Source organism: Nonomuraea cypriaca, from assembly GCF_015645445.1.
In the GTDB taxonomy this organism is placed as follows: domain Bacteria; phylum Actinomycetota; class Actinomycetes; order Streptosporangiales; family Streptosporangiaceae; genus Nonomuraea; species Nonomuraea cypriaca.
Map to the genome: position 1 here is coordinate 1 of NZ_JADOGI010000088.1, position 23,935 is coordinate 23,935.

The 23,935-nt window shown below is 71.5% G+C and carries 21 protein-coding genes; 10 read left to right on the forward strand and 11 right to left on the reverse strand.

The window, feature by feature from the left end; translation table 11 throughout:
• The coding region (locus ITP53_RS26925) for a TetR/AcrR family transcriptional regulator (RefSeq protein WP_236051214.1) at positions 1 to 540 on the reverse strand (540 nt) is incomplete at its 3' end.
• Positions 541 to 653: 113 nt separating this feature from the next.
• Between ITP53_RS26925 and ITP53_RS26930 the strand changes: the two genes are divergently transcribed.
• On the forward strand, positions 654 to 1,199 hold the full coding sequence (locus ITP53_RS26930) for a TetR/AcrR family transcriptional regulator (protein ID WP_328815855.1): 546 nt from the start codon (positions 654 to 656) through the stop codon (positions 1,197 to 1,199).
• Here ITP53_RS26930 and ITP53_RS26935 read toward each other — a convergent pair.
• The 3 genes from ITP53_RS26935 to ITP53_RS26945 form a co-directional block, all read right to left on the reverse strand.
• Positions 1,137 to 2,645, reverse strand: coding sequence for a WS/DGAT/MGAT family O-acyltransferase (locus tag ITP53_RS26935; RefSeq protein ID WP_195898244.1), 1,509 nt, complete (start codon positions 2,643 to 2,645; stop codon positions 1,137 to 1,139). The genes ITP53_RS26930 and ITP53_RS26935 overlap by 63 nt on opposite strands.
• A gap of 116 nt (positions 2,646 to 2,761) precedes the next feature.
• Positions 2,762 to 3,811, reverse strand: a complete 1,050-nt coding sequence (locus ITP53_RS26940) for a sulfite oxidase (protein WP_195898245.1) — start codon at positions 3,809 to 3,811, stop codon at positions 2,762 to 2,764.
• A gap of 109 nt (positions 3,812 to 3,920) precedes the next feature.
• Positions 3,921 to 4,943 carry a polyprenyl synthetase family protein gene (locus ITP53_RS26945; RefSeq protein ID WP_195898246.1) on the reverse strand — a complete coding sequence of 341 codons (1,023 nt, stop codon included), beginning with the start codon at positions 4,941 to 4,943 and terminating at the stop codon, positions 3,921 to 3,923.
• Between the two features lie 120 nt (positions 4,944 to 5,063).
• On the opposite strand from ITP53_RS26945, the gene ITP53_RS26950 reads away from it, so the two are divergent.
• The 8 genes from ITP53_RS26950 (at position 5,064) to ITP53_RS26985 (ending at position 13,286) form a co-directional block, all read left to right on the forward strand.
• Positions 5,064 to 6,404, forward strand: coding sequence for a cytochrome P450 (locus ITP53_RS26950; protein WP_195898247.1), 1,341 nt, complete (start codon positions 5,064 to 5,066; stop codon positions 6,402 to 6,404).
• Positions 6,401 to 7,291, forward strand: a complete 891-nt coding sequence (locus ITP53_RS26955; RefSeq protein WP_207756467.1) for a terpene synthase family protein — start codon at positions 6,401 to 6,403, stop codon at positions 7,289 to 7,291. The genes ITP53_RS26950 and ITP53_RS26955 overlap by 4 nt, the downstream gene beginning before the upstream one ends.
• On the forward strand, positions 7,288 to 8,784 hold the full coding sequence (locus ITP53_RS26960; RefSeq protein ID WP_328815860.1) for a prenyltransferase/squalene oxidase repeat-containing protein: 1,497 nt from the start codon (positions 7,288 to 7,290) through the stop codon (positions 8,782 to 8,784). The genes ITP53_RS26955 and ITP53_RS26960 overlap by 4 nt, the downstream gene beginning before the upstream one ends.
• A gap of 168 nt (positions 8,785 to 8,952) precedes the next feature.
• Positions 8,953 to 11,232 carry a sensor histidine kinase gene (locus tag ITP53_RS26965; RefSeq protein ID WP_328815862.1) on the forward strand — a complete coding sequence of 760 codons (2,280 nt, stop codon included), beginning with the start codon at positions 8,953 to 8,955 and terminating at the stop codon, positions 11,230 to 11,232.
• Positions 11,229 to 11,648 carry a roadblock/LC7 domain-containing protein gene (locus tag ITP53_RS26970; protein ID WP_195898249.1) on the forward strand — a complete coding sequence of 140 codons (420 nt, stop codon included), beginning with the start codon at positions 11,229 to 11,231 and terminating at the stop codon, positions 11,646 to 11,648. Before ITP53_RS26965 ends, ITP53_RS26970 begins: the two co-directional genes overlap by 4 nt.
• Positions 11,645 to 12,025, forward strand: coding sequence for a DUF742 domain-containing protein (locus ITP53_RS26975; protein WP_195898250.1), 381 nt, complete (start codon positions 11,645 to 11,647; stop codon positions 12,023 to 12,025). The genes ITP53_RS26970 and ITP53_RS26975 overlap by 4 nt, the downstream gene beginning before the upstream one ends.
• Positions 12,006 to 12,593 carry a GTP-binding protein gene (locus ITP53_RS26980; protein WP_195898251.1) on the forward strand — a complete coding sequence of 196 codons (588 nt, stop codon included), beginning with the start codon at positions 12,006 to 12,008 and terminating at the stop codon, positions 12,591 to 12,593. The genes ITP53_RS26975 and ITP53_RS26980 overlap by 20 nt, the downstream gene beginning before the upstream one ends.
• Positions 12,594 to 12,686: 93 nt before the next feature.
• Positions 12,687 to 13,286 carry a TetR/AcrR family transcriptional regulator gene (locus ITP53_RS26985; protein ID WP_195898252.1) on the forward strand — a complete coding sequence of 200 codons (600 nt, stop codon included), beginning with the start codon at positions 12,687 to 12,689 and terminating at the stop codon, positions 13,284 to 13,286.
• A gap of 29 nt (positions 13,287 to 13,315) precedes the next feature.
• On the opposite strand, the gene ITP53_RS26990 is transcribed toward ITP53_RS26985, so the two are convergent.
• Entirely contained in the window at positions 13,316 to 14,221 is a 906-nt protein-coding gene (locus ITP53_RS26990) for a TioE family transcriptional regulator (protein ID WP_195898253.1), read from the reverse strand.
• Between the two features lie 123 nt (positions 14,222 to 14,344).
• Here ITP53_RS26990 and ITP53_RS26995 point away from each other — a divergent pair, with 123 nt between their 5' ends.
• The gene (locus ITP53_RS26995; protein WP_195898254.1) at positions 14,345 to 15,592 is read left to right on the forward strand and encodes an erythromycin esterase family protein; all 1,248 of its coding nucleotides are present in this window, start codon (positions 14,345 to 14,347) and stop codon (positions 15,590 to 15,592) included.
• 162 nt (positions 15,593 to 15,754) lie between these two features.
• Here the strand turns inward: ITP53_RS26995 and ITP53_RS27000 are convergent, their stop codons facing one another.
• The 6 genes from ITP53_RS27000 to ITP53_RS27025 form a co-directional block, all read right to left on the reverse strand.
• Positions 15,755 to 16,612: a hypothetical protein gene (locus tag ITP53_RS27000; RefSeq protein ID WP_195898255.1), complete on the reverse strand. Its 858-nt coding sequence runs from the start codon at positions 16,610 to 16,612 to the stop codon at positions 15,755 to 15,757.
• A complete protein-coding gene (locus ITP53_RS27005; RefSeq protein ID WP_195898256.1) occupies positions 16,606 to 19,215 on the reverse strand; it encodes an alpha-mannosidase in 2,610 nt (869 codons plus the stop codon). The genes ITP53_RS27000 and ITP53_RS27005 overlap by 7 nt, the downstream gene beginning before the upstream one ends.
• Positions 19,200 to 19,838 (reverse strand): D-sedoheptulose-7-phosphate isomerase, encoded by a 639-nt coding sequence (locus tag ITP53_RS27010; RefSeq protein ID WP_207756468.1) that lies wholly within the window; start codon positions 19,836 to 19,838, stop codon positions 19,200 to 19,202. Before ITP53_RS27010 ends, ITP53_RS27005 begins: the two co-directional genes overlap by 16 nt.
• Entirely contained in the window at positions 19,831 to 20,814 is a 984-nt protein-coding gene (locus ITP53_RS27015; protein ID WP_195898257.1) for an ROK family protein, read from the reverse strand. Before ITP53_RS27015 ends, ITP53_RS27010 begins: the two co-directional genes overlap by 8 nt.
• A 97-nt stretch (positions 20,815 to 20,911) precedes the next feature.
• The gene (locus ITP53_RS27020; RefSeq protein ID WP_195898258.1) at positions 20,912 to 21,952 is read right to left on the reverse strand and encodes a LacI family DNA-binding transcriptional regulator; all 1,041 of its coding nucleotides are present in this window, start codon (positions 21,950 to 21,952) and stop codon (positions 20,912 to 20,914) included.
• A 22-nt stretch (positions 21,953 to 21,974) separates the two neighbouring features.
• The gene (locus ITP53_RS27025) at positions 21,975 to 23,837 is read right to left on the reverse strand and encodes an MBL fold metallo-hydrolase (protein ID WP_195898259.1); all 1,863 of its coding nucleotides are present in this window, start codon (positions 23,835 to 23,837) and stop codon (positions 21,975 to 21,977) included.
• Positions 23,838 to 23,935: the final 98 nt, after the last annotated feature.

Here is a 23,935-nt window from a genome sequence, read left to right on the forward strand (position 1 = left end):
GTGGTGGAAGGTGGTGAGGAGGAGGTGGGGGACGTCGCGGCGGGCGACGTCCCCGCGGCGCAGGCTTTCGCGTACGGCCACGAGCAGGCCGTACACGGTGTTGCTCACCCACCGGGCGGGCAGGTCGGCGCGCAGCAGGCCCGCGCGCTGGGCGGCGGCGTAGAAGGCGACCTCGCGCTCCTCCAACTCGTCCGCGCGGCGCCGCAGCTCGGGATGGACCGCCATGGCGTAGTCGGTGAGGCCGAAGCCGTACGCGTCGGCCACCTCGACGAGGCCGGCCAGCAGTGCGGCGAGCGCCTTCGAGAGCGCCTCGGAGTCTCCGCAGGCGGTGGCCTCGATCACTCCCGCGCTCTTCTGGACCTGCTCCCACTGCTCGTGGGCGCGGTGGCCGAGGGCGACCATCAACTCCTCGCGGCTGCTGAAGTGCCGGTGCAGCGTCGCCCGGCTGATCCCGGCCGCCTCGGCGAGCTGGGCCATGGAGGCGGCCGGATTGTCGTTGAAGTGCTGGATCGCCGCGGTCATGATCTGCGCACGGCTCATCGCCATCACACATCTCCGCTCCATTTGAGACAATTTCGTCTCGAATGCTACATCAACGGTTCGGTGGAGGGCAGGGATGGTCAGGGCGTCGCGGCCGCGCTAGGGTGCGAGCTGTGGTGATCCGTGACGCGCGCACGCGCATCCTGGACGCGGCGGAAGAGCTGTTCGCGGGCTCCGGCTATGCGGCCACACAGACGACGATGATCGCCAGGCTCGCGATGGTCCCCAGGGGCCTGATCCACCGCCATTTCCCCCACAAGATCGACGTGCTGGTCGCGCTGGTCGACGAGCGCACGTACGTCGAGGAGGGCCGCGAGGTCGACGCGGTGCCCGGCGACCCGGCGGGCACGCTGTCCAGGCTCGCCCGCGGCCTGCCGTTGCGCGCCTCACCGGCGATGCGGCGCATCCTGTTCCGCGAGGCGGAGACGCACGGCTCGGTCAAAGAGCGCCTGGGGCGGCTCAACGGCGAGCTGGTCAGGCGGGCCAGGTTCGCGCTGGGGCTGGCGCTGCCAGGGGCGCGCGGGGACGCGGCCAGGCTGGAGGTGGCGGCGACCATGTTCGCCGCCGTCCTGCTCTACCAGGAGAACCTCTGTCAGCTAACCGGCCATCAGATCGACCCCGACGCCGTCGCGGAACTCATCGCTCACTCGCTCGTCTAGCAGCTCGTCGAGCGCCGTGCGCAGATGGCCGAGCAGCCCCCACACGTCGTCCACGCGCTCGGGGCAGGCCACGATGCCGAAGTCGAGCATGCCGTCGTAGGAGAAGCAGGTGATGTTCAGGCCACCGCTCATGTCGGTCAGCACGGACATCGGGTAGTACGACAGCACCCGGGCGCCGCACAGGTAGAGCGGGAACTGCGGGCCTGGCACGTTGCTGATGATCAAGTTTATCGGCGGGAAGGCCACCGACGCGAGCCGGAAGATCGCCGGCGTGGCCAGGGTGGTGACGGGGGCGGGCAGCACGGAGCACAACTCGTTCAGCCAGGTCGCGGGCGCCAGCGCGAAGCGCCGCTTGGCCCGGCTCATCGTCGCGCCGACCGCCTGCAGCCGCTCCACGGGGTCGGGGATGTTCGTGGGCATCGGGGCGACCATGGCGGAGATCTGGTTGCCCACCCGGTTCCTTGCTCCGGCCGTGCGCACGGCCACGGGAACGGCGACGATCAGCGGCTCGGCGGGGAGCGCGCCGCGCTCGCTCAACCACGAGCGCAGGGCCGAGGTGCACAGGGTCATGACGACGTCGTTGACGCTCATGGCGTTGGCCTTGGCGACGCGCTTGACGTCCTTGAGCGACACCGAGCCGAACGACAGGTGGCGGCGCGCGCTGATCGGGCCGTTGAGCGGGGTGCGGGGAACGGTGAGGCTGGGCGACTCGGGGCGCCGGTGCCGGTCACGGGTCACCAGGCGGGCGGCCTTGGCGATCAGTTTGGCGCCGGGGAGGCCGGCGGCCAGCGGGATGACGTCGATGTCGCCGGCCGCCTTGACGACCGACTGCGCGGCGCGTACGGGGTGGGCGGCGGTGTTGACGACCGCCCCGGTCAACATCCCGAGCAGGCCGGGGGCCGCCTGGGGGCGCTCAGCTTCCGGCCGGTCGGCGGAGGCGTGACCGCACTGCGGGGGCCTGGAGAGGTGGCCGTCCGGGGTGAGGTCGAGCAGCGCCGCGAGGGTCTCCGCGCCGGAGACGCCGTCGATGGCGGCGTGGTGCACCTTGGTGTAGATCGCCACCCCGCCGTCGGCCAGCCCGTTGATCAGGTGCATCTCCCACAGCGGGTGCGCCCGGTCGAGCCTGCGGGCGTGGATCTCGGCCACGACCCTGGCCAGTTGCCAGTCGTCGCCGGGAGCGGGCAGACTCAGCTCGAACAGGTGGTTGCGGAGGTCGAAGCGGGGGTCGGCGGCCCAGTACGGCCGGTCCAGCCCGAGCGGGACCTCGGCCAGGCGCAGGCTGAGCGCGGGCGACAGGTGCAGCCGGTCCAGCAGCAGCGCCTCGATCGCGTCCCGGTTGACCGAGCCCCGCATCGAGTCGAGAATCGCCAGTCCGGCCACGTGCGCGGTGGTGGTCTCCGTCTCGACATTCAGAAACTGCGCGTCGAGTGCGGTCAACTGGCGCATCGGCTCTCCTTATTCCCGTGATGTGCGCATCATCACATAGGGGGATTTCCGGAAGGTTTCCAGGGGAGTCTTTCAGATGAATTCAGTGACGACTGTTTGCAATGCCACCGGACTAATTACCAAGCATTGACGATCTCGACCGGATGACGTATGACGGCGTCGAAGTGGTAGCCGTACGGGTGGCGGGGTGTGGTGAGGGGCTGGGTGGCGCCCGTCTCGTCGGTCGCCCTGGCCATGAGCTCGTACGCTCCCGTACGCTGCGGGGCCCAGCTGATGTGCCACGGCAACCAGGCGCTGACCAGGCGCCGGCCGTGGTGTTCCGCCTCGTGCCAGCTCTGTCCGCCGTCGAAGCCGACCTCGACCCGGACGATCCGGCCCTGGCCCGACCAGGAGCGGCCACGCAGGATGTGGGGGCCGGCGAGGGGCAGGCGGGCATTCCAGCCGAGCTCGAATGCGCTCTTCACCGGTTGCGTGGTGACGTCCGGGTAAAAGACCGTGTTCCACGGGGTGTGCAGCTCCGTGGTTGAAACTTCTATGTCGCCGAGCCATTTGATGGACGCTATTCCCACCCATCCCGGGACCACCAGCCGCACCGGATATCCGTGGTCCGGCGGCAACGGCTCGCCGTTCATTTCGTAGGCCACGAGCACGTCGTCCATGGCCTTGCCGACGGGCAGCGGCCGGCGTACGTGGCCGTACTCCTCGAATGGCGCGTCGAGCCCCGTCGCCAGTACGTCCACCGCCTCGGGACGCAGGCCGGCCTCCTTGAGCAGGCGTCTCAGCGGCACTCCGCGCCAGCGCGCCACGCCGATCCCGCCCAGCCCCCACTGGGTGCCGGGGGCGGCGTCATGCTGCTGGGTGTCGTAGAAGCGCCGCCCGTTGCCCGCGCACTCGATCGCCGCGTCGTACGTGCGCGACGGCATGGCCCGCAGCTCCTCGTAGCCGTACTCGAGCGGACTTCGCACCCCCGCGCCGTGCACGCGCAGCCGCCAGGTGGTGGCGTCGACGCGCGGGGTCCAGGTGTGGTTGCGCACGAAGAACCGGTCGGCGGGCGTGTGGTAACCCTGCCCCGACATGGCCTCCCAGCGCATCTCGGCGTTCTCTCCGTGCACCCTGAACAGGTTGCCGGGCAGCGGCTTCATGATCGCCGCCGTGGCCTGTCTCATGAGGACCACCTCCAAAGCTAGGTATTTCCTACCAGTAAACCCTTTAATCATCGGGGGAACGTTCCATTTCTGCTCAGCCTTTACCCGGGTGCCCGCCCCCGCGAACGGCTCAGCGGGCCCGGTTCACCAGGGCGGCGCAAAGAGCGCGCAGGTCGGTAGCATGGGGAAGGTGCTCGTCCATGGTGGCGAGTGCCGCGGCGACGTAGCTGTCGGCCGCGGCGCGGGCGGCGGCGCGGCCACCGGCTCGCTCCACGAGCGCGGCCGCCTCTTGCACCGACTCCTCGTCCGTCGCGCCAGACTCCAGGAGGGCGGCCAGGGCGCGGGCGGGACGGTCACCGCTGTTGAGCGCGGCGAGCACGGGGAACGTCTTCTTGTCCCGGCGCAGGTCGCTGTGCACGGGTTTGCCGGTGAGACCGGGGTCGCCCCAGATGCCGAGCATGTCGTCGACGATCTGGAACGCCACGCCGAGGTCCCGGCCCATCGTCCACATGCGGTCCGAGAGCTCCGGGGCGCCGCCCAGGGCGACACCGGCCGCCGCGGCGGCGCCCAGGAGGCCGCCGGTCTTGCCGGCCGCCATCTCCGTGTACTCGGCGATGGTGACCTGGTTGGGGCCGCTCCACGGGCGGTTCTCGAACGCCATGTCCGCCGTCTGGCCCTGGACGAGCTCGATGAGGGCCGCCGAGAGGTGGCGCATCGCCTCCGGCCGCGAGGCGAGCTGGCCGACGGCCAGCGCCAGCAGCGCGTCGCCGGCCAGCAATGCGGGACCCACGCCGTACGCCTTCCAGAGCGCGTCCCGGTGCCTGCGCCGCTCGTCGTTGTCGATGATGTCGTCGTGCACCAGTGAGAACGCGTGCACCAGCTCCACCGCCACCGCGGCGGGCAGCGCCGACTCGGCGGCGCCGCCGACCGCCTCGGCGCTCAGCATGGCGAACGCGGGCCGCAGGCTCTTGCCGCCGTCACCGTCGGCGGGGCGCCCGTCCACGTCCGACCACCCGAGCGTGAACGCGGCCATCCTGGCGCCCCAGGGGTGCAGCACGGAGACCGCCTGGCGGAGCGCGGGATCGAGAAGGCGCCGGCAGCGGTCGATCGCCTCGCCGCCGGGCCGATCGAAGGCCGGGTGGCCAGGGTTCATGGGCGCTCCCACATTAGTACGATCTTGAATCTACACCGAAGATCATGTGATACTCCACCCTAAGGTTAACTATTGTCAGAAATAGTCCGTCATATGAGACGGATGCGATGGAGGTCCGCGGTGTCCGTGGCCGGCGTGCCTACCCGTCAAGCAAGAACACTCCCCTTCGTCAGGTCCCTGGCCAGGCACGCGCGTACACCCGTTCATGCCTTCGAGGAGGCGAGCGCCCAGGCGAGCGGCGAGCTCGTCAGGCTGAACATGGGCCCCTTCCGCCCTTACCTGATCACTCATCCCGATCACGTCCAGCACGTGCTGAAAACGAACCAGCCCAACTACATCCGGGCCGGGATGTTCTGGGACCCGCTGGCGCCGCTGCTCGGCCAGGGCATCCTGTCGGACGGCGAGGGCTGGGCGGCCAGCAGGAAGATCCTGCAGCCGGTGTTCACCGCGAGGTACGTCAACTCACTCACGGAGAGCATGGCCGGGATCGTCACCGAGCTGATCGACGCCGTCGTGGCGCCCGGCCGGCCGCTGGACATCGCCGAGGTCATGTCGGCCGTGATCCATCCCACGATCGTCCGGTTGTTCCTGGGCGCGACCATCTCGGACGCCGACATCGACCGGCTGGCCCCCGCCTACGACACCGGCGTGACGGCCCGGTCGATCCGGCTGCTGCTGCCGTTCGTGCCGCAGCGGTTCCCGTTGCCCGGCGACGGCGCGTTCAAGAATGCGATCAGGACCATCGACGACGTCGTCTACCCCCGCATCCACTACGCCAGGGCGCGCGGCGGCGACGCCGACCTGGTCTCCAGGCTCTGCCGGGCCAGGGAGGGCGAGCCCGGCGCGGACCGGCTGATCAGGGACGACATGGTGGCCATCCACGGCGCCGCCACCGAGACCTCCGTCACGGCGCTGACCTGGGTCTGGCCGGTGCTGGACGCGCATCCGGCGATCGCCGCCAAGGTGTACGAGGAGATCGACCGGGTGGTCGGGCGCGGCCCGGTCACGATGGCGCACCTGGCGGAGCTGACGTACCTGCGGATGTTCGTGGACGAGCTGGTACGCCTCTACCCGCCGGGCTGGATCCTGCCCCGCACGGTGGTGCGGACGGACGAGATCGACGGCGTCGAGGTCGCGGCCGGATCCACGGTGGTGCTGAGCCCGTTCCTGACGCATCGGCTGCCGGAGTTCTGGGATCGGCCGCTGGAGTTCGACCCCGAGCGGTTCGCGGCGGGCGGTGCCAACAGGCACCGGTACGCGTACTTCCCGTTCGCGGCGGGGCCGCACGTCTGCCTGGGACCCCATCTTTTCTTGATGGAGGCGCTCCTGGTGATCGCGGGCATCCTGGCGAAGTACCGGCCGGTGCTGCACGGGTCGGGTCCGGTCACCCCCCGGCTGGCCTCCACGCTGCGGCCGGCGACCGGGCTGACCATGACGCTGGTCCCGGCGAGCCGGGCATGACCGGCCTCAGCGCCGCCGGTGACGACGCCGGTCCCGGCGAGCCGGGCATGACGGGCCTCAGCGCCGCCGCCGGCCTGGGCCGGACCAGCGCGCTGGCCGTCGCGTGCGCGCGCGACCTGGCCAGGCACGCGGCCGAGCATCCAGGGCTCTTCCCCGCCAGGCCGTTCGACGCCGGTTTCTTCCACTCGCTGGGGCTGGTCGGCGCGTTCGGCTCGCCGTGGGCGACGGCGGGCGAGTTGCGGGCGGTGAACCGGGCCGCGTTGTGGGTGTTCGCGGTGGACCTGCAGGTCGACCACGTCGCCAAGTCGCGCGAGGAGGTGGCCGCGCTGGTCGGCGACTGCCTGGCGGTGGCCGCAGGCGACGCGCCGCGCGGGCCGCTCACCCAGTGCCTGGCGAGCCTCCGCGACGACCTCGGCGCCGACCCCCGCTGGCGCGATCAGCTCGAACGTATGCTGGCCGCCATGCTGAAGGAGTGGGACTGGCGCGAGTCAGGGGCCACGCCCGGCCTGGAGGAATACCTGCGGAACGCCGACAGCTGCGGCTCCGCCTTCGTCAACCTGTCGCACTGGCTGGCCACCGGCGACCAGTGGACGCTGGCCAACCTCGACCTGGTGCGCGCGGCGGACGACGAGGTGCAGCGCTACCTGCGCCTGCTGAACGACCTGACCACGTACGACAGGGAAGCCCGCTGGGGCGACGCGAACGCGCTGACGCTGGGCGCCGGGCGGGCCGAGGTGACCGAGCGGATGGCGCGGCACGCGCGCACGGCCGCCGAGCTGATCGATCCGCTGCGCGAGACCAGCCCCAGGACGGCGCTCTACCTGGAGCGGCAGGTGGGCTTCAACACCGGCTTCTACGGCGTTTCCGACTATTGGGGAGAGCTGTGAACATCGCCCGCGAGGCCGACGCGCTCGTTGCCACACTGATGGCCACGCCGTGGGGGCAGGTGTCCGCGTCGATCTACGAGACCGGCCGGCTCGTCACGCTCGCGCCGTGGCTGACCGGGCACCGCGAGCGCGTCGAGTACCTGCTGAAGACGCAGCGGCCGGACGGGTCGTGGGGCGCGCCGGACGGGTACGGCCTGGTGCCGACGCTGAGCGCCACGGAGGCTCTGCTCGCCGCGGGGTCCACGGAGGCCGCCCACAGGGGGCTGGCCGCGTTACGCGAGCGGCTGCCACACGCGGGCGAACTGCCCGACATGCCGGCCGTCGACCTGATCGTCCCGTCGCTCGTCGCGCTCATCAACGCCCACGGCGCGGGCGAGCCGCTCCCCCTGCCCCCGGGCCTGGACTACTCCCGCGTGGAACGCGTCCGCCGGGTCGTCGCCTCCGGCGCGGAGCTGCCGGAGAAGCTGCTGCACGCCCTGGAGGTGGCGGGCCTGACGGCGGGCGGCGCGCAGTCGGTGCGCCCCACGCTGATCGGCACGATCGGCGCCTCCCCCGCCGCGACCGCCGCCTGGCTCGGCAGCGGCCCGCCGTCCGACGCCGACTCGGCCAGGAGCCACCTGGAGGCGGTCGTCACCAGGTACGGCGGCCCTGTCCCCGTCGGGCTGCCGATCACCGTGTTCGAACGCGGCTGGGTGCTGAGCTGGCTGGCCAGGGCGGGCATCCCGGCCGAGGTGCCGCCGGAGATGGTGGCCGACCTCAGGGCGGCGATCGGCCCGGCCGGCACCCCGGCGGGTCCCGGGCTGCCCGCGGACGCCGACACGACGTCGGTGGCGCTGCACGCGCTGGCGCTGCACGGCATGGCCCGCGACCCGGAGAGCCTGCTGGCGTTCGACGCGGGCACCCACTTCTGCACGTGGCAGGGCGAGGACGGCTTCTCCATCAGCGTGAACGCTCACGTCCTCGACGCCTTCGGCGCGTACGCGGCCACCCGGGCCGACCGGGCGGGCGCGTACGCGGAGGTGCGGGAGCGGCTGGCCGGCCTGCTGGCCGAGCGGCAGCGGCAGGACGGGAGCTGGGACGACCGCTGGCACGCCTCGCCGTACTATGCGACGCTGAGCTGCGTGCTCGCCCTGGGTGAGTACGGCGGCCCGGGACGTGCTCCCGCCGTGGCCAGGGCGCGCGAGTGGGTGGTGGGCACGCAGCGGCCCGACGGGTCGTGGGGCCGCTGGGAGGGCACGCCGGAGGAGACCGCGTACGCGGTGCAGGCCCTGTTGCTGCCTGAGGCGGCGGCAGGTCGTAGAGTCGGGGAGCGGTTCGAGCGGGCCGCCGTTCGTGGCCACGAGTTCTTGCAGCGTACTGGCGGAATGGCGGATTACCCGCCCCTGTGGCATGACAAGGACCTTTACACCCCGATTGCGGTGGTACGAGCGGCCATCCTCGCGGCCCGGCACCTGGCGACCAACCTAATTCAAACAGGTCAGATCCGGACTTAATACACGTAGCGGTATTTTCCCGCCTTGAGTGGGGTTTGAGGCGTTGCTAAGGTGTCCCGCGTGCCGAATCAAGAGAATACTCACGTATCCCTTGACAACCGGCTTAACGCAACCCCCTGACCTGGACGGCCAATTATGCGTTTGCGCAACTTCGGAGTGCGGACAAAGGTGACAGCACTGCTGGTGTCACTGGTCGCACTGTGGGGCTTCGCCGCCTGGGTCACCCTCCGCGAAGGCGTGAACCTGGTCGGCGCCACCACCGTCGACAGCGGCGCGGTGCAGCCCAGCGAGCGGCTGCTCGCCGAGTTGCAACGCGAGCGCCGCCTCACCCTGGTGGCACTGGGCACCTCAGGCCGGCTGCCCGACAAGATGCTCCGCGACCAGCGGGCCAGGACGGACGCCACGGCCGTGGAGCTGGTGGAGTCCGCGACGAGCGCCAGCGTCCAGTTCGCGGCCGACGCGCCGCTGCAGCGCCGCATCGACGAGGCACTGAAGAGCGCCGAGGGGATCCGCACGGCAAGGAAGACCATCGACGACGGCCGCTTCGACCGCGGCGAGGCGGCAGATTCCTACAACGAGGTCATCGACTCCCTCTACCGCATGTTCGAGTCCGTGGCCTCGCTGGACGACAAGGAGATCGCCAGGGACGCCCGCACCATACTCGCGGTCAGCCGGTCGAGCGAATACCTCGCCCGGGCGGACGCGCTGGTGGCGGGCGCGCTTGCCAAGGGCGGGTTCACCCCGGCCGAGCACACCGAGTTCGTGCAGTTGTCCGGCTTCTACCGCATCTCGCTGGAGCAGAACGCGGCCCAGCTCCCCGCCGCGGACGCGGCGGCGTACACCGCGTGGGCGAAGAGCCGCGCGGTGAACCAGCTCCGCGTGCTGGAGCAGCGGCTGGCTCAGCAGTCCGACACCGGCGTCGCGCCGGTCGTGACCAGCGCGGAGTGGCGCTCGGCCACCGAGCCGGCCCGCGCCGGGCTGGAGAAGCTCATCTCCGACGGCGGTGACCGCCTCGTCGACAGCTCCGTGCCCGGCGCCGTGGGCGTCGTCGTCCGCCTGGTGCTGGCCGGCGGTCTGGGCCTGATCGCGGTCGTGGCCTCGATCATCCTGTCGATCACCACGACCAGGTCGCTGCTCGCGCAGCTGCGGAAGCTGCGCGACGCCGCCCACGACCTGTCGGACGACCGCCTGCCCAGCGTGGTCGAGCGCATCGGCCGCGGCGAGGACGTCGACCTGGCCAAGGAGGCGCCGTCGCTGGACTTCGGCGACGACGAGATCGGGCAGGTGGGCCAGGCGTTCAACACGGTGCAGCGCACCGCGATCGGTGTCGCCGCCGAGCAGGCCGAGCTGCGCCGCAGCATCCGCGACATCCTGCTCAGCCTGGCCCGCAGGACGCAGGGCCTGGTGCACCGGCAGCTCACCGTGCTCGACGTGATGGAGCGCAGGGAGACCGATCCCGAGGAGCTCAAGGAGCTCTTCAGGCTCGACCACCTGGCCATCCGCATGCGGCGCAACGCGGAGAACCTCATCGTGCTCTCCGGCTCCGCCCCCGCCCGTACGTGGCGGCGCTCCGTCCCCATGGTGGACGTGGTGCGCGGCGCGCTCGCCGAGGTCGAGGACTACACCCGGGTCACGCTCATGCCGATGGGCGACGTCGTCCTCATCGGCCGGGCCGTGGGTGACGTCATCCACCTGCTGGCCGAGCTGATCGAGAACGCGGTGTCGTTCTCACCGCCGTACACGAGCGTGCAGGTCAGCGGGCAGCTCGTGGCCAACGGGTACGTGATCGAGATCGAGGACCGGGGCCTGGGCATGAAGCCCGAGGACCTGGCCTCGGCCAACGACCGCATCGCGGAGCCCCCGGAGTTCCGCATCACGGGCACCGCCCGGCTCGGGCTCTACGTGGTCAGCCAGCTGGCCAGGCGGCACGACATCCAGGTGGTGCTGAAGGCGTCGCCGTACGGCGGGACCACCGTCGTGGTGCTGCTGCCGCAGGAGCTCGTACAGCTCGATCCCACGCCCGAGTCCCAGGACGGCGACAACCCCGAGCGGCTGCCGCGCCGGCAGACGGCCGTGGCCACGGCGACGCGGCCGGCCGCTGCGGAGAACGTGCGCACGCTCAAGTCCGCCCGCCCGCAGCGCGCGACCGCCCCTTCTCCCACGGGTCCCGCGCCAGCACCCGAGCCAGTACCGGAAACCCCATCGGAATCGGAGCAGGAGCCTGTGGCCGAATTCACGCCGTCAGGACTGCCGCTCCGCGTGCCCCAGGCCAACCTGGTGCCAGCGCTGCGTGACGACACGCCCACGCAGCCCGACTTCGAGGAGGACGATGACGAGCGCTCACCGGAGGAGATCCGCGCGATGATGGGATCTCTGCAGTCAGGCACCCGTCTCGGCCGCTCGCAAGCGGCCAAGATGCTGGACGAGCAGCCGGGAGGCGAGGCATGACCCCCACATCCGGCACCGACCTCAACTGGCTGCTCGACGACCTCATCGGCCGTGTGAAGGAGGCCGACCACGCCATCGTGCTGTCCTCCGACGGCCTGCTGATGGCCTCGTCCGCCGGGTTGCAGCGCACCGACGGCGAGCATCTGTCAGCCGTGGCGTCCGGGGTGCAGAGCCTCGCCAAGGGCGTCTCGGAACGCGTCGCCGGCGGCGCGGTGCGGCAGACCGTCGTGGAGTGGAGGTCCCAGTTCCTCATCGTGACCACGGCGGGCGAGCGCGCCTGCCTGGCCGTCCTGTGCGCGCACAACGCCGACATCGGGCTGATCGCGTACGAGATGGCGATGCTGGTCGCGCGCGTCGGCCAGTACCTCACCTCGGGCGCCCGCAACGCCGAGGCCGCCACCAGGAGCGACCGGTGAGAGGGCCGGAGGAACCCCCCGGGGACGAGCACTGGGTCGACCCGGAGATCGTCCGGCCCTACGTGGTGACCAGGGGCCGTACGCACTCCGCGCACGGCAAGTTCGACCTGATCTCCATGGCTCTCGCCGTGGGCCCGCTGCCGGGACCGGACGCCGGTCTCGACCCCGAGCACCTGCGCATCCTGCAGATCTGCCGCGAGCCCAAGTCCGTCGCCGAGATCGCCGCATACCTCGACCTGCCGGCCGGCACGATCCGAGTGCTGCTCGGCGACCTGTTCGACCGCGAACTCGTCTCTGCCCAGGAACCAAAGTCCGAGGTGGACATGCATGACGTAAAGCTGTACAAGGCGGTGCTCGATGGTCTCCGTGCGCTCTGACCGCCCGCGCCTGCCGACCGCGCTCAAGATCCTGGTCGCCGGCGGGTTCGGCGCGGGTAAGACGACGATGGTGGGCGCGGTGTCCGAGACCCGGCCGCTGCGGACCGAGGAGATCCTCACCGACCGCGGGATCGGCGTCGACGACATCAGCTCGGTGGAGGCCAAACGCACCACCACCGTGGCGATGGACTTCGGCCGGATCACCCTGGGCAACGACTACGTCCTGTACCTGTTCGGCACGCCCGGTCAGGAGCGGTTCTGGTTCGTGTGGGACGAATTGGCGGAGGGCTCGCTCGGGGCCGTCATCCTGGCCGACACCCGGCGCCTGGCGGACTGCTTCCCCTCGGTGGACTACTTCGAGCGCCGGGGCACGCCGTTCGTGGTGGCGGTCAACTGTTTCGAGGGCTCGCCGACGTTCGAACTGGACGAGGTACGGCTGGCTCTCCAGCTCAACCCGCAGGTCCCGATCATCCTGTGCGACGCGCGCAAGCGCGACTCCAGCAGGGAAGTCCTGATCGCCCTGGTCAAGCACTCGGCCAGGCTCCGGGCCGAGCCGGTCAGCAGCTGACCGGCCGGCGTTCGCGCCTCATCCCCTCTGATGGGGCGCGAGCCCTCGGTTCAGCGAATGTAGTAATGCGTATGCTGTAGCATCCTGGGCGACATGGCCGAGGAGCCGGGGCGCCGGGAACGCAAGAAGCAGCGCACGCGCGAGGCGCTCGTCGCCGCCGCGGTGGAGCTGTTCGAGAAGCGGGGTTACGAGCGGACCACGATCGCCGAGATCGCGGCGGCGGCCGACGTGTCGACCCGTACGTTCTTCCTGCACTTCCCCACCAAGGAAGACGTGCTGCTGGCCAACGCGCGGGTGCGGGTGGACCTGGGGCTGCGGGTCATCGGCGGGCGGCGGCCCGGTGAAGAGCCCGGCGACGTGCTGGCGCGGGCGGCCGAGGAGATGATCGCCGACACCTGGGACACCGATCTGCCCAGCGGGCTGGCGGCGCTGCGGGCCGGCCTGATCACCTCGTCGCCGGTGGCGCAGGCCCGGCTGTTGCAGCGGCTTCTGTCCGCGCAGGTGGAGTTGGCCGAGGGGTTGCGGGAGGCGTACCCGGACGAGCTGGACGCGGTGTCGGCCGCCGCGCTGGTCGGCTCGGTGGCCGGGGCGGTCGGGGCGGCCGCGCTCACCAGCCTGCGGCAGGGTGACAGCCCCGATCAGGTCCGCGACGCCATGCGCCGCGGCGCCGGCATCGCCGTCCACCACCACTGAGCCTCACATCGCCGGCCTCCCCGCCGGCCTCACGCCGGCCTCGCGGGGTCCGTCCGGGCGGCGGCGTGCTGCGGGCTTTCTGGGGTGTCGCGCCCGCGCAGGTACGCGTCGAGTTCGGCGGCGCCTCTCAGCATCGCCCGGCCGCGGGTGGCGAGCCGGTCACGCCAGTCGCTCAGGGCGGCCTCCAGGGGCTCCACTCCCCCGGCGGCACGCACCTGCTCCAGCAGCGGAGCGATCTGCTCCAGCAGGTAACCGCCGCGCCGGAGCTGGTGCGCCAGCCGGGCATCCCGTACGTCCGCGGCGGTGTAGACGCGGTAACCGGTCCGGGGATCCCGGTGCGGCCGGACCAGCCCGGCCCGTTCCCATTTGCGCAGGGTCGCCGGACGGATCCCGAGCCTGCGAGCCAACGGCCCGATGAAGGTCACCCCCGGCTCGTGCGGGCCGTGCGGTTCCGCCGGGGACGGCTGGTGCGGCGCCCTCGGCGGCCCCGCAGGGGACAGGTCATGCGGCATCCTGGGTGGCCGCTCCGGGGACAGGTCATGCGGCGCCCTGGGTGGCCGTTCCGAGGACAGGTCGTGCGGCGCCCTGGGTGGCCGCTCCGGGGACAGGTCGCGTAGCGCCCGTTCCACGGCGAGCAGGGTGCGGCGGTCGTCGAGGAGTTGGGTGTGGCTTTCGTCGATCAGGATCATGGCGTCCTCGACGGCGCCCAGGTTCACCGCCCGCATGATCGAGGTCGCCCGCTGGTGCCCGTGGCCGGGCAGGAGAGCGGCGAACGCGCGGAGGGCGCCGGCGTGCAGGCGGGTGTAGACGCGGTAGCCGTGAGGGGTGCGACCGGCCGGCGGGAGGATGCCGGCCTGCTCGTAGTTGCGGATCGCCTGCGTGGACAGGCCGTGCTCACGCGCCAGGTCGACCGGCCGGAGTCGCTCACGGGGCATCGGGCTGCCTCAAGGGTTGAAGGTCTGGCGGCGGATATGGGCTGAATCGCGACCAAAGTCTACACAAATGGTTCAACGATACGGTGGAAGGCATGCCACCAGTGTCGTCGAAGGGAACAGGTCATGGCCGCTGATCCGTCCATCAGGAACACCGCCGGTGTGCTCGGCGACGAGGGCGCCGCCGCCGTCACGGCACTCCTCCGGTCGCTCCCGTCCCGCCCCCGCCTGCTCGGCCTCGGAGAGGCGATGCACGGCGAGGAATCGCTGCCCGAGGCGCGCAACGAGATCTTCCGGCAGCTCGTCGAGCACGAGGGCTACCGGTCGATCGCCCTGGAGAGCGACTGCCTGTCCGGCCTGGTCACCGACGCGTTCGTGACGACGGGCGAGGGCACGTTCGAGGACGCCATGCGGCGCGGGTTCAGCCACGGGTTCGGGGAGTCCGAGGCGAACCGCGAGCTCGTACGGTGGATGCGCGACTACAACCGCGGCCGTCCCGCGGAGGACGGACTGCGCTTCCACGGCTTCGACGCGCCGTTGGAGATGGCCGGTCCCCCCAGCCCGAGGCAGGCGCTCACCGCGCTCCACGATTACCTCGCGGGCCACCCGCGCGGATCCGGTCTGGTCGCCGCGGACGCTCTGGACCGGCTGATCGGCGCGGACGACCGGTGGACCAACCCGGCGGCGACCATGGACCCCACCCAGTCGGTGGGGCGCTCCGAGGAGGCCAGGGAGCTGCGTCTCATCGCCGACGACCTCGTGGCCATGCTCCTGGCCGAGTCGCCGGGACTGATCGCGGCGACCTCGCGCGACGACTGGTGGCGGGCCCGCCTGTACGGGCGCACCGCTCAGGGGCTGCTCCGCTACCACGCCGGGATGGCCGACACGTCGCCCGCGCGCATGCCGTGGCTGATGGACCTGCGTGAGGCGATGATGGCCGACAACCTCGCCGCCATCGCCGAGTGCGAGGAGCGGCGCGGCCCGACGCTGGTCTACGCCCACAACCGTCACCTCCAGCGGGACAAGAGCCGCTGGCAGCTCGCAGAGTGGGCGCTGGAGTGGTGGAGCACGGGGGCGATCGCCGGGTCCTGGCTGGGCGACGACTACGCGTTCCTGGCCTGCGCCGTGGGATCCGCCCCCGCCCACGGCATCGGCGCACCGGAGCCGGACACGATCGAGGGCGTCCTGTCCGCCCACCTCCCGGAGGGCGTCCACGTCATCGACTCAGAACGCCTCGTCGCCGACCTCACCGACGCGGGAGCCGAGCTCACCCCGCGCACCGGCACGTGGACCAACCCCCACTACTTCCCGCTGGACCCGGCCCACCTGGCCGACACCGACGGCGTGATCTTCTTCAGGAACATCGCCCCCTGACCGGATCGCACCCTGACCCGGAGACGGCCCGCAGGGGACCAGCCCGCGTGGCGGTACCAGGTGCCCCAGAACGTGCCGGACGGCGACAGGTTCGCGCAGTTGACATCCTCCCCACAGATGAATCCGGGGGATTCCCACCCTCACGGGTCGGATCTTCCTGATTCACCGGCGACAGCCCACGCACGCCCGAAGGTGTGCGACCGGTCTTACGTGGCCTCCACAGGCTTCACATCCCGCCAGCCCGGCGGTAGGCCCGGACCGGCCGGCTTGGTTATCGCCACCCGGTCCGAACACACGAACCATACCAAGAGAAGGGGCACCCACATGCGAAAACCACGCAGTTACCGCACCGCCCCAGGCCTTGGCGGCCCTCCCACGCTCCCCGTTCCTCCCCAGGGCTGAAGCTCGGGGTCTCCCAGGGAGGTCCTGATGAAGTCGATGACCCGGGTGGCGGCGGCGACGTGCTCGGGCCGCCCCCTCCGCAGCCCGTGCTCCAGCAGCGGCGCGTACGCGTGCCGGTCGGCGGGCAGCGCGCAGGTCGCCCCACACCATGACGGCGGGCGTGGCGGCCCGGTCCGCTCGGAAGCCCCAGCGGGCCGACACCATCTCGTCCGGGCGGTCGGCGCCGGTCTCGAAGCGCGGGAACACCCGTTCGCAGGCCGCGGGCCGGTTCTCGCCGTAGAAGAGGCCGGGGATCAGCCACCACGGCTCGGCCGCGGGCACCGACCTGCTGACGCGAACGGTGCCGGGCGCGGGCTCGGCGCCGTCGTACCGGATGCGCAGGCGCAGCTCGCGCCGGCCCGTCGGCAGCCGCTCACCCCACTCCGCGTCCACCGTCAACGGCCCCGGCACCTCGACGACCACCTCACCCCCATCGGGATCGCCGATCGCCTCGGCGACCACCTCGTCCCAGCCGACGATCGCCTCGCCTCCACCGTGATCGCCGATCCCCTCGACGACCACCTCGTCCCCGTCGCGGCCGGCGAGCGCCTCGCCTCCACCGGGGTCGGCGATCACCACGCTTCCACCGAGAACGCTCCCTTGCGGGTGCCCAGCTCGACAAGGTCGGTCTCCAGCGCGGAGAGCGGGTCGTCGAGCGGGATGCGGAACGTCCGGATCTGGCTCGGCCCGAAGTCCGCCGTCAGCCTGACCCCGGCCAGCGGGATGTCCAGGGTGGCGGCGGTCGCCGCCCGGCCCGTGCTCTCGACGGCGCGGACCACGAGGTCGCGCGGCGCGTCCTCGTGCAGCTTGACCGCCGTCACCATGACCTGCCCGCCGCCGTCGTCCAGGTAGCCGCCCGCCGGAGGCAGCGTGCCGTCGTGAAAGCTCTCCAGCATCGCGCGCACCGGCGAGCCGAGCACCGCTGCCCGCCGCGCGAGCCCGGCGGCCCGCCAGTCACCGGCGTGCGGCACCAGCAGGTACGTGAACCGCTGCACGCCCTGGTCCTGGTAGGAGTAGTAGCCGTCGGGGTCCAGCAGCCGTGGATCGTGCCAGGCGTAGACGGGGCTGCGCACGGCGGTGATCCCGATGCTGGGGCTGCGGCCGGGAGCCCGCGGGGCGACGTCGTAACCGTGCTTGGCGTTGTTGACGACGGCCAGGCCCGCCGGGCGGCCGCCCTCCGTGCCCGACAGATCCACCCACGACTGCGCCGGCTCCTCGGCCCCGTCGATCGGCCGCTCCAGATGCCCGAACGGGATCTCGTACGTGGCCGCCGGGCTCTCCACCGCGACGGGGAAGCGCAGCTTCATCAGGTGGGCCCGCTCCCGCCAGTCGAGCGTGACCCGCACCTCCACCGCGTCGTCGTCGCCGGCGCCCAGGATGAACTCCTCGGCCATCGTCGAGCGGCCCCACTCGCGCTCCACGCGGATGCGGGCGCGCAGCGGACCGTTCTCGCGCAGGACGACGGCGGTCGTCGTCATCGCCTGGCCCGGCCAGTCGTAGGACACCACGCGGTGTCCCCAGGTGTCGGTCGGGTCCTCGCAGATCTGCGTGTGCTCGCCCGTCGCGCCGGCCACCAGGTCGACGCCGGTGCGCTTGTCGAGCAGGCTCTTCAGCCAGCCGGTGGCGGGGTCGAGCTCCAGGCGGAGCACGTCGTTCTCGATGTGGTGGGCGGAGGCGGACAGCCCGCTCTCGCGCGGCGCCGGCCGGCCGGGGCGCAGCCGGTAGAGGCGGTAGCCCAGCGGGGGCAGCTCCGCCTGGAACACGGTCGCGCCGCGGCCCTTGTCGTCCGTGGTGGCGACCGACTGGGTCGGCTGGGACGGCACGTCGCCGCCGCCGGCGTCCACGACGTGCACGCCGGCGGGCGCGAGGCCGTACTGCATCTCGACCCGGGTCGTGACGGGCCAGGGGTGCGGGTTGAAGACGATGACCGGCTGCGAGCCGGTCTCCTCGGGCACGCGGACGTCGCGGGCGATCACGTTGTGCGCCCTGGTGATGATCCGCTTGGAGATCGCCACGGCCTCGCCGAGCTGGTCGCGGGCGTCGTCGTAGGCGGGCTCGATGGCCGAGCCCGGCAGCACGTCGTGGAACTGGTTGAACAGCACCTGCTTCCACGCCCGTTCCAGGTCGGCACGGACGTCGTGGCCGGCGACGGCGGCCCACCGCTCGGCCGACAGCACCGCCGCCTGCGCCCGGCGCTGCCACGCCTTGATCCCGGAGTGCGAGGAGTAGCAGCCGGCCGCGTGGTGCTGCAGGTCGTCGCGCCACACCGGCAGGTCGGCCAGGCCCTGCTCGCCGAGGCGCTTGGCCATCTCGTCGAAGTAGCGGCGCGGTGAGGACATGGTCAGCTCACCGAACGTGCCCATCCTGTCGTAGCGGTGGATGGACTCGATGTTCGCCTTGGTGGGGCCGCCGCCGTGGTTGCCGACGCCGTAGAAGATCATCAGGTCGCCGAGCGAGCGGTCGAGCTGGCCGAGCGCCTTCTCGGTCTGGCCCGCGACCTCGCCGGGCGGGCTGCAGTACTCGAACGGGATCCGGTACGCGAGCACCCGGCTCCCGTCCGGGCCCTCCCACCAGAACATCGTGCCCGGCAGTTCGCTCTCGTGCGGTCCGGGACGCAGGAAGCAGTAGGAGTCCATGCCCTGGCCGCGCAGGATCGCGGGCAGCATGGCGTTGTGGCCGAACGGGTCGACGTTCATGCCGACCGAGGCCGTGACGCCGAACTTCTCCTTCAGGTAGCGCTGGCCGTAGAGGCCCTGCCGGACGAACGACTCACCGGCGGGCATGTTGCAGTCCGGCTCCACCCACCAGCCGCCTGCCATGACCCAGCGCCCCTCGGCGACCTTCTCCCTGATCCTGGCGAACAGCTCGGGGTCGGACTCCTCGACCCAGGAGAGCAGCACGACCTGGTCGCAGGTGAAGACGAAGTCGGGGTATTCGTCCATGCGGTGGATCGCGGACCAGAACGTCGCCCGCGCCTCCTGGTAGCCCTCCTGCCAGGGCCACAGCCACACCGGGTCGAGGTGCGCGTTGCCGATCATGTGCAGGGTACGGCCGGGGGTGGCCACCGGTCGCGGGGCCCTGGGCAACTCGGGCGGCTGGGCGCCGGAGGGGGCGTTGGCCATGGGGGCGGCCATGTCGGCCGCCATGGGTGTGGCGCGCCTGGGGGTCATGCCGCCGCCCATGCGTCGACCTTTTCGCTGATCATGTGCAGCATCAGTGTGTGGATCTCCTGGATGCGCGGCGTCTCCGACGAGGGGGCGAGGAGGACGTGGTCGGCGTGCTTCGCGGCGGCCCCGCCGTCGCCGCCGCCGAACAGTACCGTGACCGCGCCCCTGCTCCGCGCGGTCTCCAGCGCGGTCACGACGTTCGGGGAGTCCCCGCTGGTGGTGAACGCGGCCACGACGTCGCCTGGCCGGGCCAGGGCCTGGACCTGTCTGGCGAAGACGTCCTCGTAGGAGTAGTCGTTGGCGATGCAGGTCATGACCGTGGCGTCGGTCGTGAGCGTCACCGTGGGGAGCGGGCGGCGGTCGCGCTTGTAGTGGCCGATCAGCTCGCCGGTGAGGTGCTGGGCGTCGGCGGCGCTGCCGCCGTTGCCCAGCGTGTAGACGGTGCCGCCGCCCGAGAAGGTCGCGATGAGCAGGTCCGCGGCGGCCTCCACGGACGGGAGCAGCGCCGCCATGCCGCGTGCGGCGGCGAGGTGGCCTTCGACGTGGTCGGCGAGCACCGGCGGCAGCTCCGCGACGGTCTGGGACGTTTCATGAAACGTGTGGGACGCCGGGGCGGGCATCGGGGGAAGGTCAGGCATGTGGGGTCTTTCCTGGGGTCTTTCCTGAGAGTAGGTCGTGTGCGACGGCACCCGCGCCCACCACGCACACACCCGCGCCGAGCTCCGCGAGCACGATGCGCGCGGTGCGGGCGGCGGGCGGCATGGCGTCCCTGGCGACGGCGACGGCGACGGGGTCGAGGAGCAGGGCGCCGGAACGGGTGACGCCGCCGCCCAGGACCACCAGCTCCGGCTCGAACACGTTCACCAGGTCGGTGATCGCCGTGCCCAGCGCCCAGGTGGTCTCGTCCCAGATCTCGCGGGCCAGCCCGTCACCGGACTCGACGGCGCGCGAGACGTCCTCGGCCGTCGGGTTCCCGACGGCGGCCAGGGACGACGGGCGGCCGGTGGCGAGGGCCTCGCGGGCGCGCTCGGCGATGGCGGTGCCCGACGCGTACGCCTCCAGGCAGCCGTGGCGGCCGCAGGTGCACCGGCGGCCGCCGGGCCGCACCATGACGTGGCCCAGCTCGCCGCCGTTGCCCGCGGCGCCGCGGTGCAGCCGGCCGCCGATGACCGAGCCGCCGCCGACGCCGGTCGAGACGGTGAGGTAGAGCATCGTGCGGGTCCCTCGGCCCGCGCCGTACCTGAACTCGCCGAGGGCGGCGGCGGTGGCGTCGTTCTCCAGCGCCGAGGGTACGCCGAACGCCTCGGCGGCCAGCGCGCCCACCGGGACGTCGATCCAGCCCGGCAGGTGCGGCGGGCACCCCAGCACGCCGGTCGCGGTGTCCAGCGGCCCTCCGCAGGAGATGCCGACGGCGGCCACCTCGGGCTCCCCCGCGTCGGCGACGGCCTTCCTGCCCAGGTCGAACAGCCTGGCCAGGACCTGCCGCGGTCCCTCCTCCCTGCGGGTGGGGGTGACCTGCCAGCCGTGGATCCGGCCATCGCCGGTGACCACGCCTGCGGCGAGCTTGGTGCCGCCGATGTCCAGCGACAGAACGGGGGGAAGATCTTGCTCCATTGGGCCTCCGACGGGGAACGACCGATGTGACATCGTTCCCACACGGAATCCTAGGGTGACCTTTCCCCACGGGTCAACGCACGCGATGGGGGGAATGTCAGATCGACGGGGGTGGGGCGGTGGACTCCCGGGTGACGAGGCGCACGTTGAGCACCGTGGTGACGGAGTCGGTGTCGGGCTGCTCGATGCGCTCGTCCAGCCTGCGTACGGCGGTCGCGCCCAGGCTGAAGGTGTCCTGCGAGACCGCGCTGACCGTGGGCGAGACCATGCTCATCCAGGGCGCGTCGTCGAAGGCGACGAGGCTGATCTCGCCCGGCACCCGCAGTCCCAGCTCGCCGATCGCCCGCCAGACGCCTTCGGCCAGCACGTTGTTGGCGGCGAAGACGGCGGTGGGCCGGTTGGGACCGCGCAACATGTCGACGGCCCGGCGCCGGGAGTCCGTGACGTCCCAGCCCGATGAGACCACGAGATCGGGGTCCACCTTGACGCCGCCCGCGCCGAGCGCTTCGAGATAGCCCTGGTAGCGCTCGTAACCGGTGGTCCAGTCGGTCTCGTCGATGAACAGCGCGATCCTGCGGTGGCCCAGTCCGACGAGGTGGGCGGTGGCCGTACGGGCGCCGACGCGGTTGCCCACCACGACGCCGTCGGTCGAGCCGGCCGCGAACTGCCGGTCCACCTCGACGACCGGGATGCCGTGCGAGCCCAGGTAGGTGCACACCGCCGAGGAGTTGGGCGTCACGATCACGCCGGCCACCCTGAGCGCGACGAGCGCCTCGGCCGCCTCGCTCTCCGTCTCCGCCGACAGGCTGGTGTCGGCCAGCACCATCGTGTAGCCGCGCTCGCGGGCCTCGCTGCTGGCCCCGGCCGCCAGCTCCGCGTAGAACGGGTTGCGCAGGTCGCTCACCAGGACCCCCACGGACCTGCTGACCTGCTGTTTGAGCGTCCGGGCCATCACGTCGGGCACGTAGCCGAGCTCGGCCGCGGCACGCAGGACGCGCTCGCGCACGTCGCTGGCCGCGTAGCCCCGGCCGGTCAGGGCCCGCGAGACGGTGGAGCGTGAGACGCCGGCGGCCTCCGCCACGTCCTTGATCGTGGGCCGCCGGGAACGGCTCAGCGGAGGACGCCGCTCTATGGTCATCCAGTCTCCTTGAGTGAGGAAGTCAACGATTCCCTTGCATGACCACGTCGACCAGTGCCTCGGCGTGCTGCCCGAGCCGCAGGTCGCCGATGGTCAGGTCGACCGCGAGGCGTACGCGGCGGCGCGGCACGACGTCGGCGCAGAAACGAAGATGTACCTGTTCCATACCCCCTCCAGGGAGCCTTAGCGTCAAAGGCCCCGGCTCGCGCCGCCAGCCGGGCGGCACGACCGGCTCGATCGTGGCCACGGCCTTGTGCGGCCACGGGTTGCGCACGGTGGCCGTCAGCGTGATCTCGCCGCCCGCGGGGACGCTCGAATAGTAGGGGGTCAGGCGGCACAGCACCCCGTCCGCGCCGAGATCCGGCCGGTCCAGCGGGAGCAGGTCGTGGTGCAGGGCGACGAGCTCCTCGCCAAGCCGGGTCAGCATGTGCAGGTAGTCGTCGTCCACCCAGCGGGGCCGCCAGTGGCCGCTGACCATGACATCGGGCCGCAGGCGCCGGTAGAGCGCGGCGCTCTTCCGGTAGTCCTCGATGCTGAACCGATTCTTGTACTGAAAATTCAGGATCTCCTGCCTGTCCGTCTTATCTATGGCATCCGCTATGCCCATTCCGTCCTGCTGATCCCCGGTCACCAACACTCGGTACCCGTCCACCTCGAACTCGTACGCCGCCGCGAACAGCGTGTGCCCCGGCAGGTCGTGGACGGTGATGTCGTACTCGCGCCAGCGCACCGTCTCCCCCAGCCCCAGCACGCGGTCGGCGGGGATCGGGTCGAACCACTGGCACGGCAGGTCGTGGTGCAGCGGCGTGGCCAGGATCGGCGCGATGTGGGACGGCGCCCAGATCTCGGTGCCCTCGACGTCGCGCAGCAGCGGCATGCCCGCCACGTGGTCGTCGTGGTAGTGGGTGGGGACGGCGACCTCGACAGCGGTGACGCCGTAGTGCTCGCGCAGCGCGGGCAGCGAGGCCAGCCAGGGGCGGCGAGCTTCGCGCGCGGTGCTCTTCACCAGGCCGGTGGACATGTCGTAGCCGAAGTCGAAGACCATGGCCGCGCCTGACTCCGACAGCAGGACGTAACTGTAGGACTGGCTGCTCCGGTTCATGAGCAGGTGGGAGGTCACCTCGACGAACGGGTTGGCCAGCAGGCCGCGTACGTCCCAGGGGTGGGGGCGGCGGAAGTCGACGTAGCGCTGCATGGTCGCGGACAGCTCGCTCAGCGCGGACGCCGGGTGGAGCATCGGCTCGCCGTGCGACGGCAGCAGGACGTCGAGCTCCTCCTTCCGGAGCAGCTCACAGCTCAGGACCACCATGGCCGGGCCCTCGTTCTCCGTGTACGACCACTGCGTGGCGGCCAGCGACCACACCTTGCCCGGCGCGTAGATGAGGTCACCGGTGAACGCCACCTCGCCCACCAGGTACGTGACGGAGCCCGGCGTGTGCCCGGGGGTGGGCAGCACGCGTACGTCCACGCCGCCGTAGGTGGCCGTCCGGTATTCGGGCACGACGGCGGTCACCCGCACCGGGTCGAGCAGCGAGAACCGGTCGTCGCGCAGGTCGTAGTCGTTGCTGATCTGGCGTCCCGACCACATGTCGCCGACGTTCTCGAACAGGTCGCGCTCGACCGGGGGGACGTGCACCGCGATGCCGTGCTCGACGGCGCGCGCCAGTCCCTGGGCCTGGTCGCGGTGGTGGTGTGTCATCAGGACGTCGGTGAGGCGGTCGATGCCGATATCCTCGAGAAGGTCGAGCACACGCCCGGAACCGAAGTCGATGGCGATCCCGGTGCGCTCCTCCCCCGCCGACGCGGGAGCCGCGATGACGTAGACGTGACAGGTGTCCGCTATCCGGAACACCCCGGGCACAACTTCGGTTACTTCCTTACCCACAAGGCGCGATTGTATCCGGTATCGTTCCCACAGTGGATGCGCTGGACTGGATCGTTCCCTTTCCGAAAGAGGCCGCCATTGGCCGCTCTCATGTTGAT

Coding starts and splice junctions, on each gene's coding strand:
- ITP53_RS26935 (WP_195898244.1), bottom strand. CDS start 2,645: ATGCGCCAGTTGACCGCACTCGACGCGCAGTTTCTGAATGTCGAGACG.
- ITP53_RS26940 (WP_195898245.1), bottom strand. CDS start 3,811: ATGAGACAGGCCACGGCGGCGATCATGAAGCCGCTGCCCGGCAACCTG.
- ITP53_RS26945 (WP_195898246.1), bottom strand. CDS start 4,943: ATGAACCCTGGCCACCCGGCCTTCGATCGGCCCGGCGGCGAGGCGATC.
- ITP53_RS26955 (WP_207756467.1), top strand. CDS start 6,401: ATGACCGGCCTCAGCGCCGCCGGTGACGACGCCGGTCCCGGCGAGCCG.
- ITP53_RS26970 (WP_195898249.1), top strand. CDS start 11,229: ATGACCCCCACATCCGGCACCGACCTCAACTGGCTGCTCGACGACCTC.
- ITP53_RS26980 (WP_195898251.1), top strand. CDS start 12,006: ATGGTCTCCGTGCGCTCTGACCGCCCGCGCCTGCCGACCGCGCTCAAG.
- ITP53_RS26985 (WP_195898252.1), top strand. CDS start 12,687: ATGGCCGAGGAGCCGGGGCGCCGGGAACGCAAGAAGCAGCGCACGCGC.
- ITP53_RS26990 (WP_195898253.1), bottom strand. CDS start 14,221: ATGCCCCGTGAGCGACTCCGGCCGGTCGACCTGGCGCGTGAGCACGGC.
- ITP53_RS26995 (WP_195898254.1), top strand. CDS start 14,345: ATGGCCGCTGATCCGTCCATCAGGAACACCGCCGGTGTGCTCGGCGAC.
- ITP53_RS27005 (WP_195898256.1), bottom strand. CDS start 19,215: ATGGGCGGCGGCATGACCCCCAGGCGCGCCACACCCATGGCGGCCGAC.
- ITP53_RS27010 (WP_207756468.1), bottom strand. CDS start 19,838: ATGCCTGACCTTCCCCCGATGCCCGCCCCGGCGTCCCACACGTTTCAT.
- ITP53_RS27015 (WP_195898257.1), bottom strand. CDS start 20,814: ATGGAGCAAGATCTTCCCCCCGTTCTGTCGCTGGACATCGGCGGCACC.
- ITP53_RS27020 (WP_195898258.1), bottom strand. CDS start 21,952: ATGACCATAGAGCGGCGTCCTCCGCTGAGCCGTTCCCGGCGGCCCACG.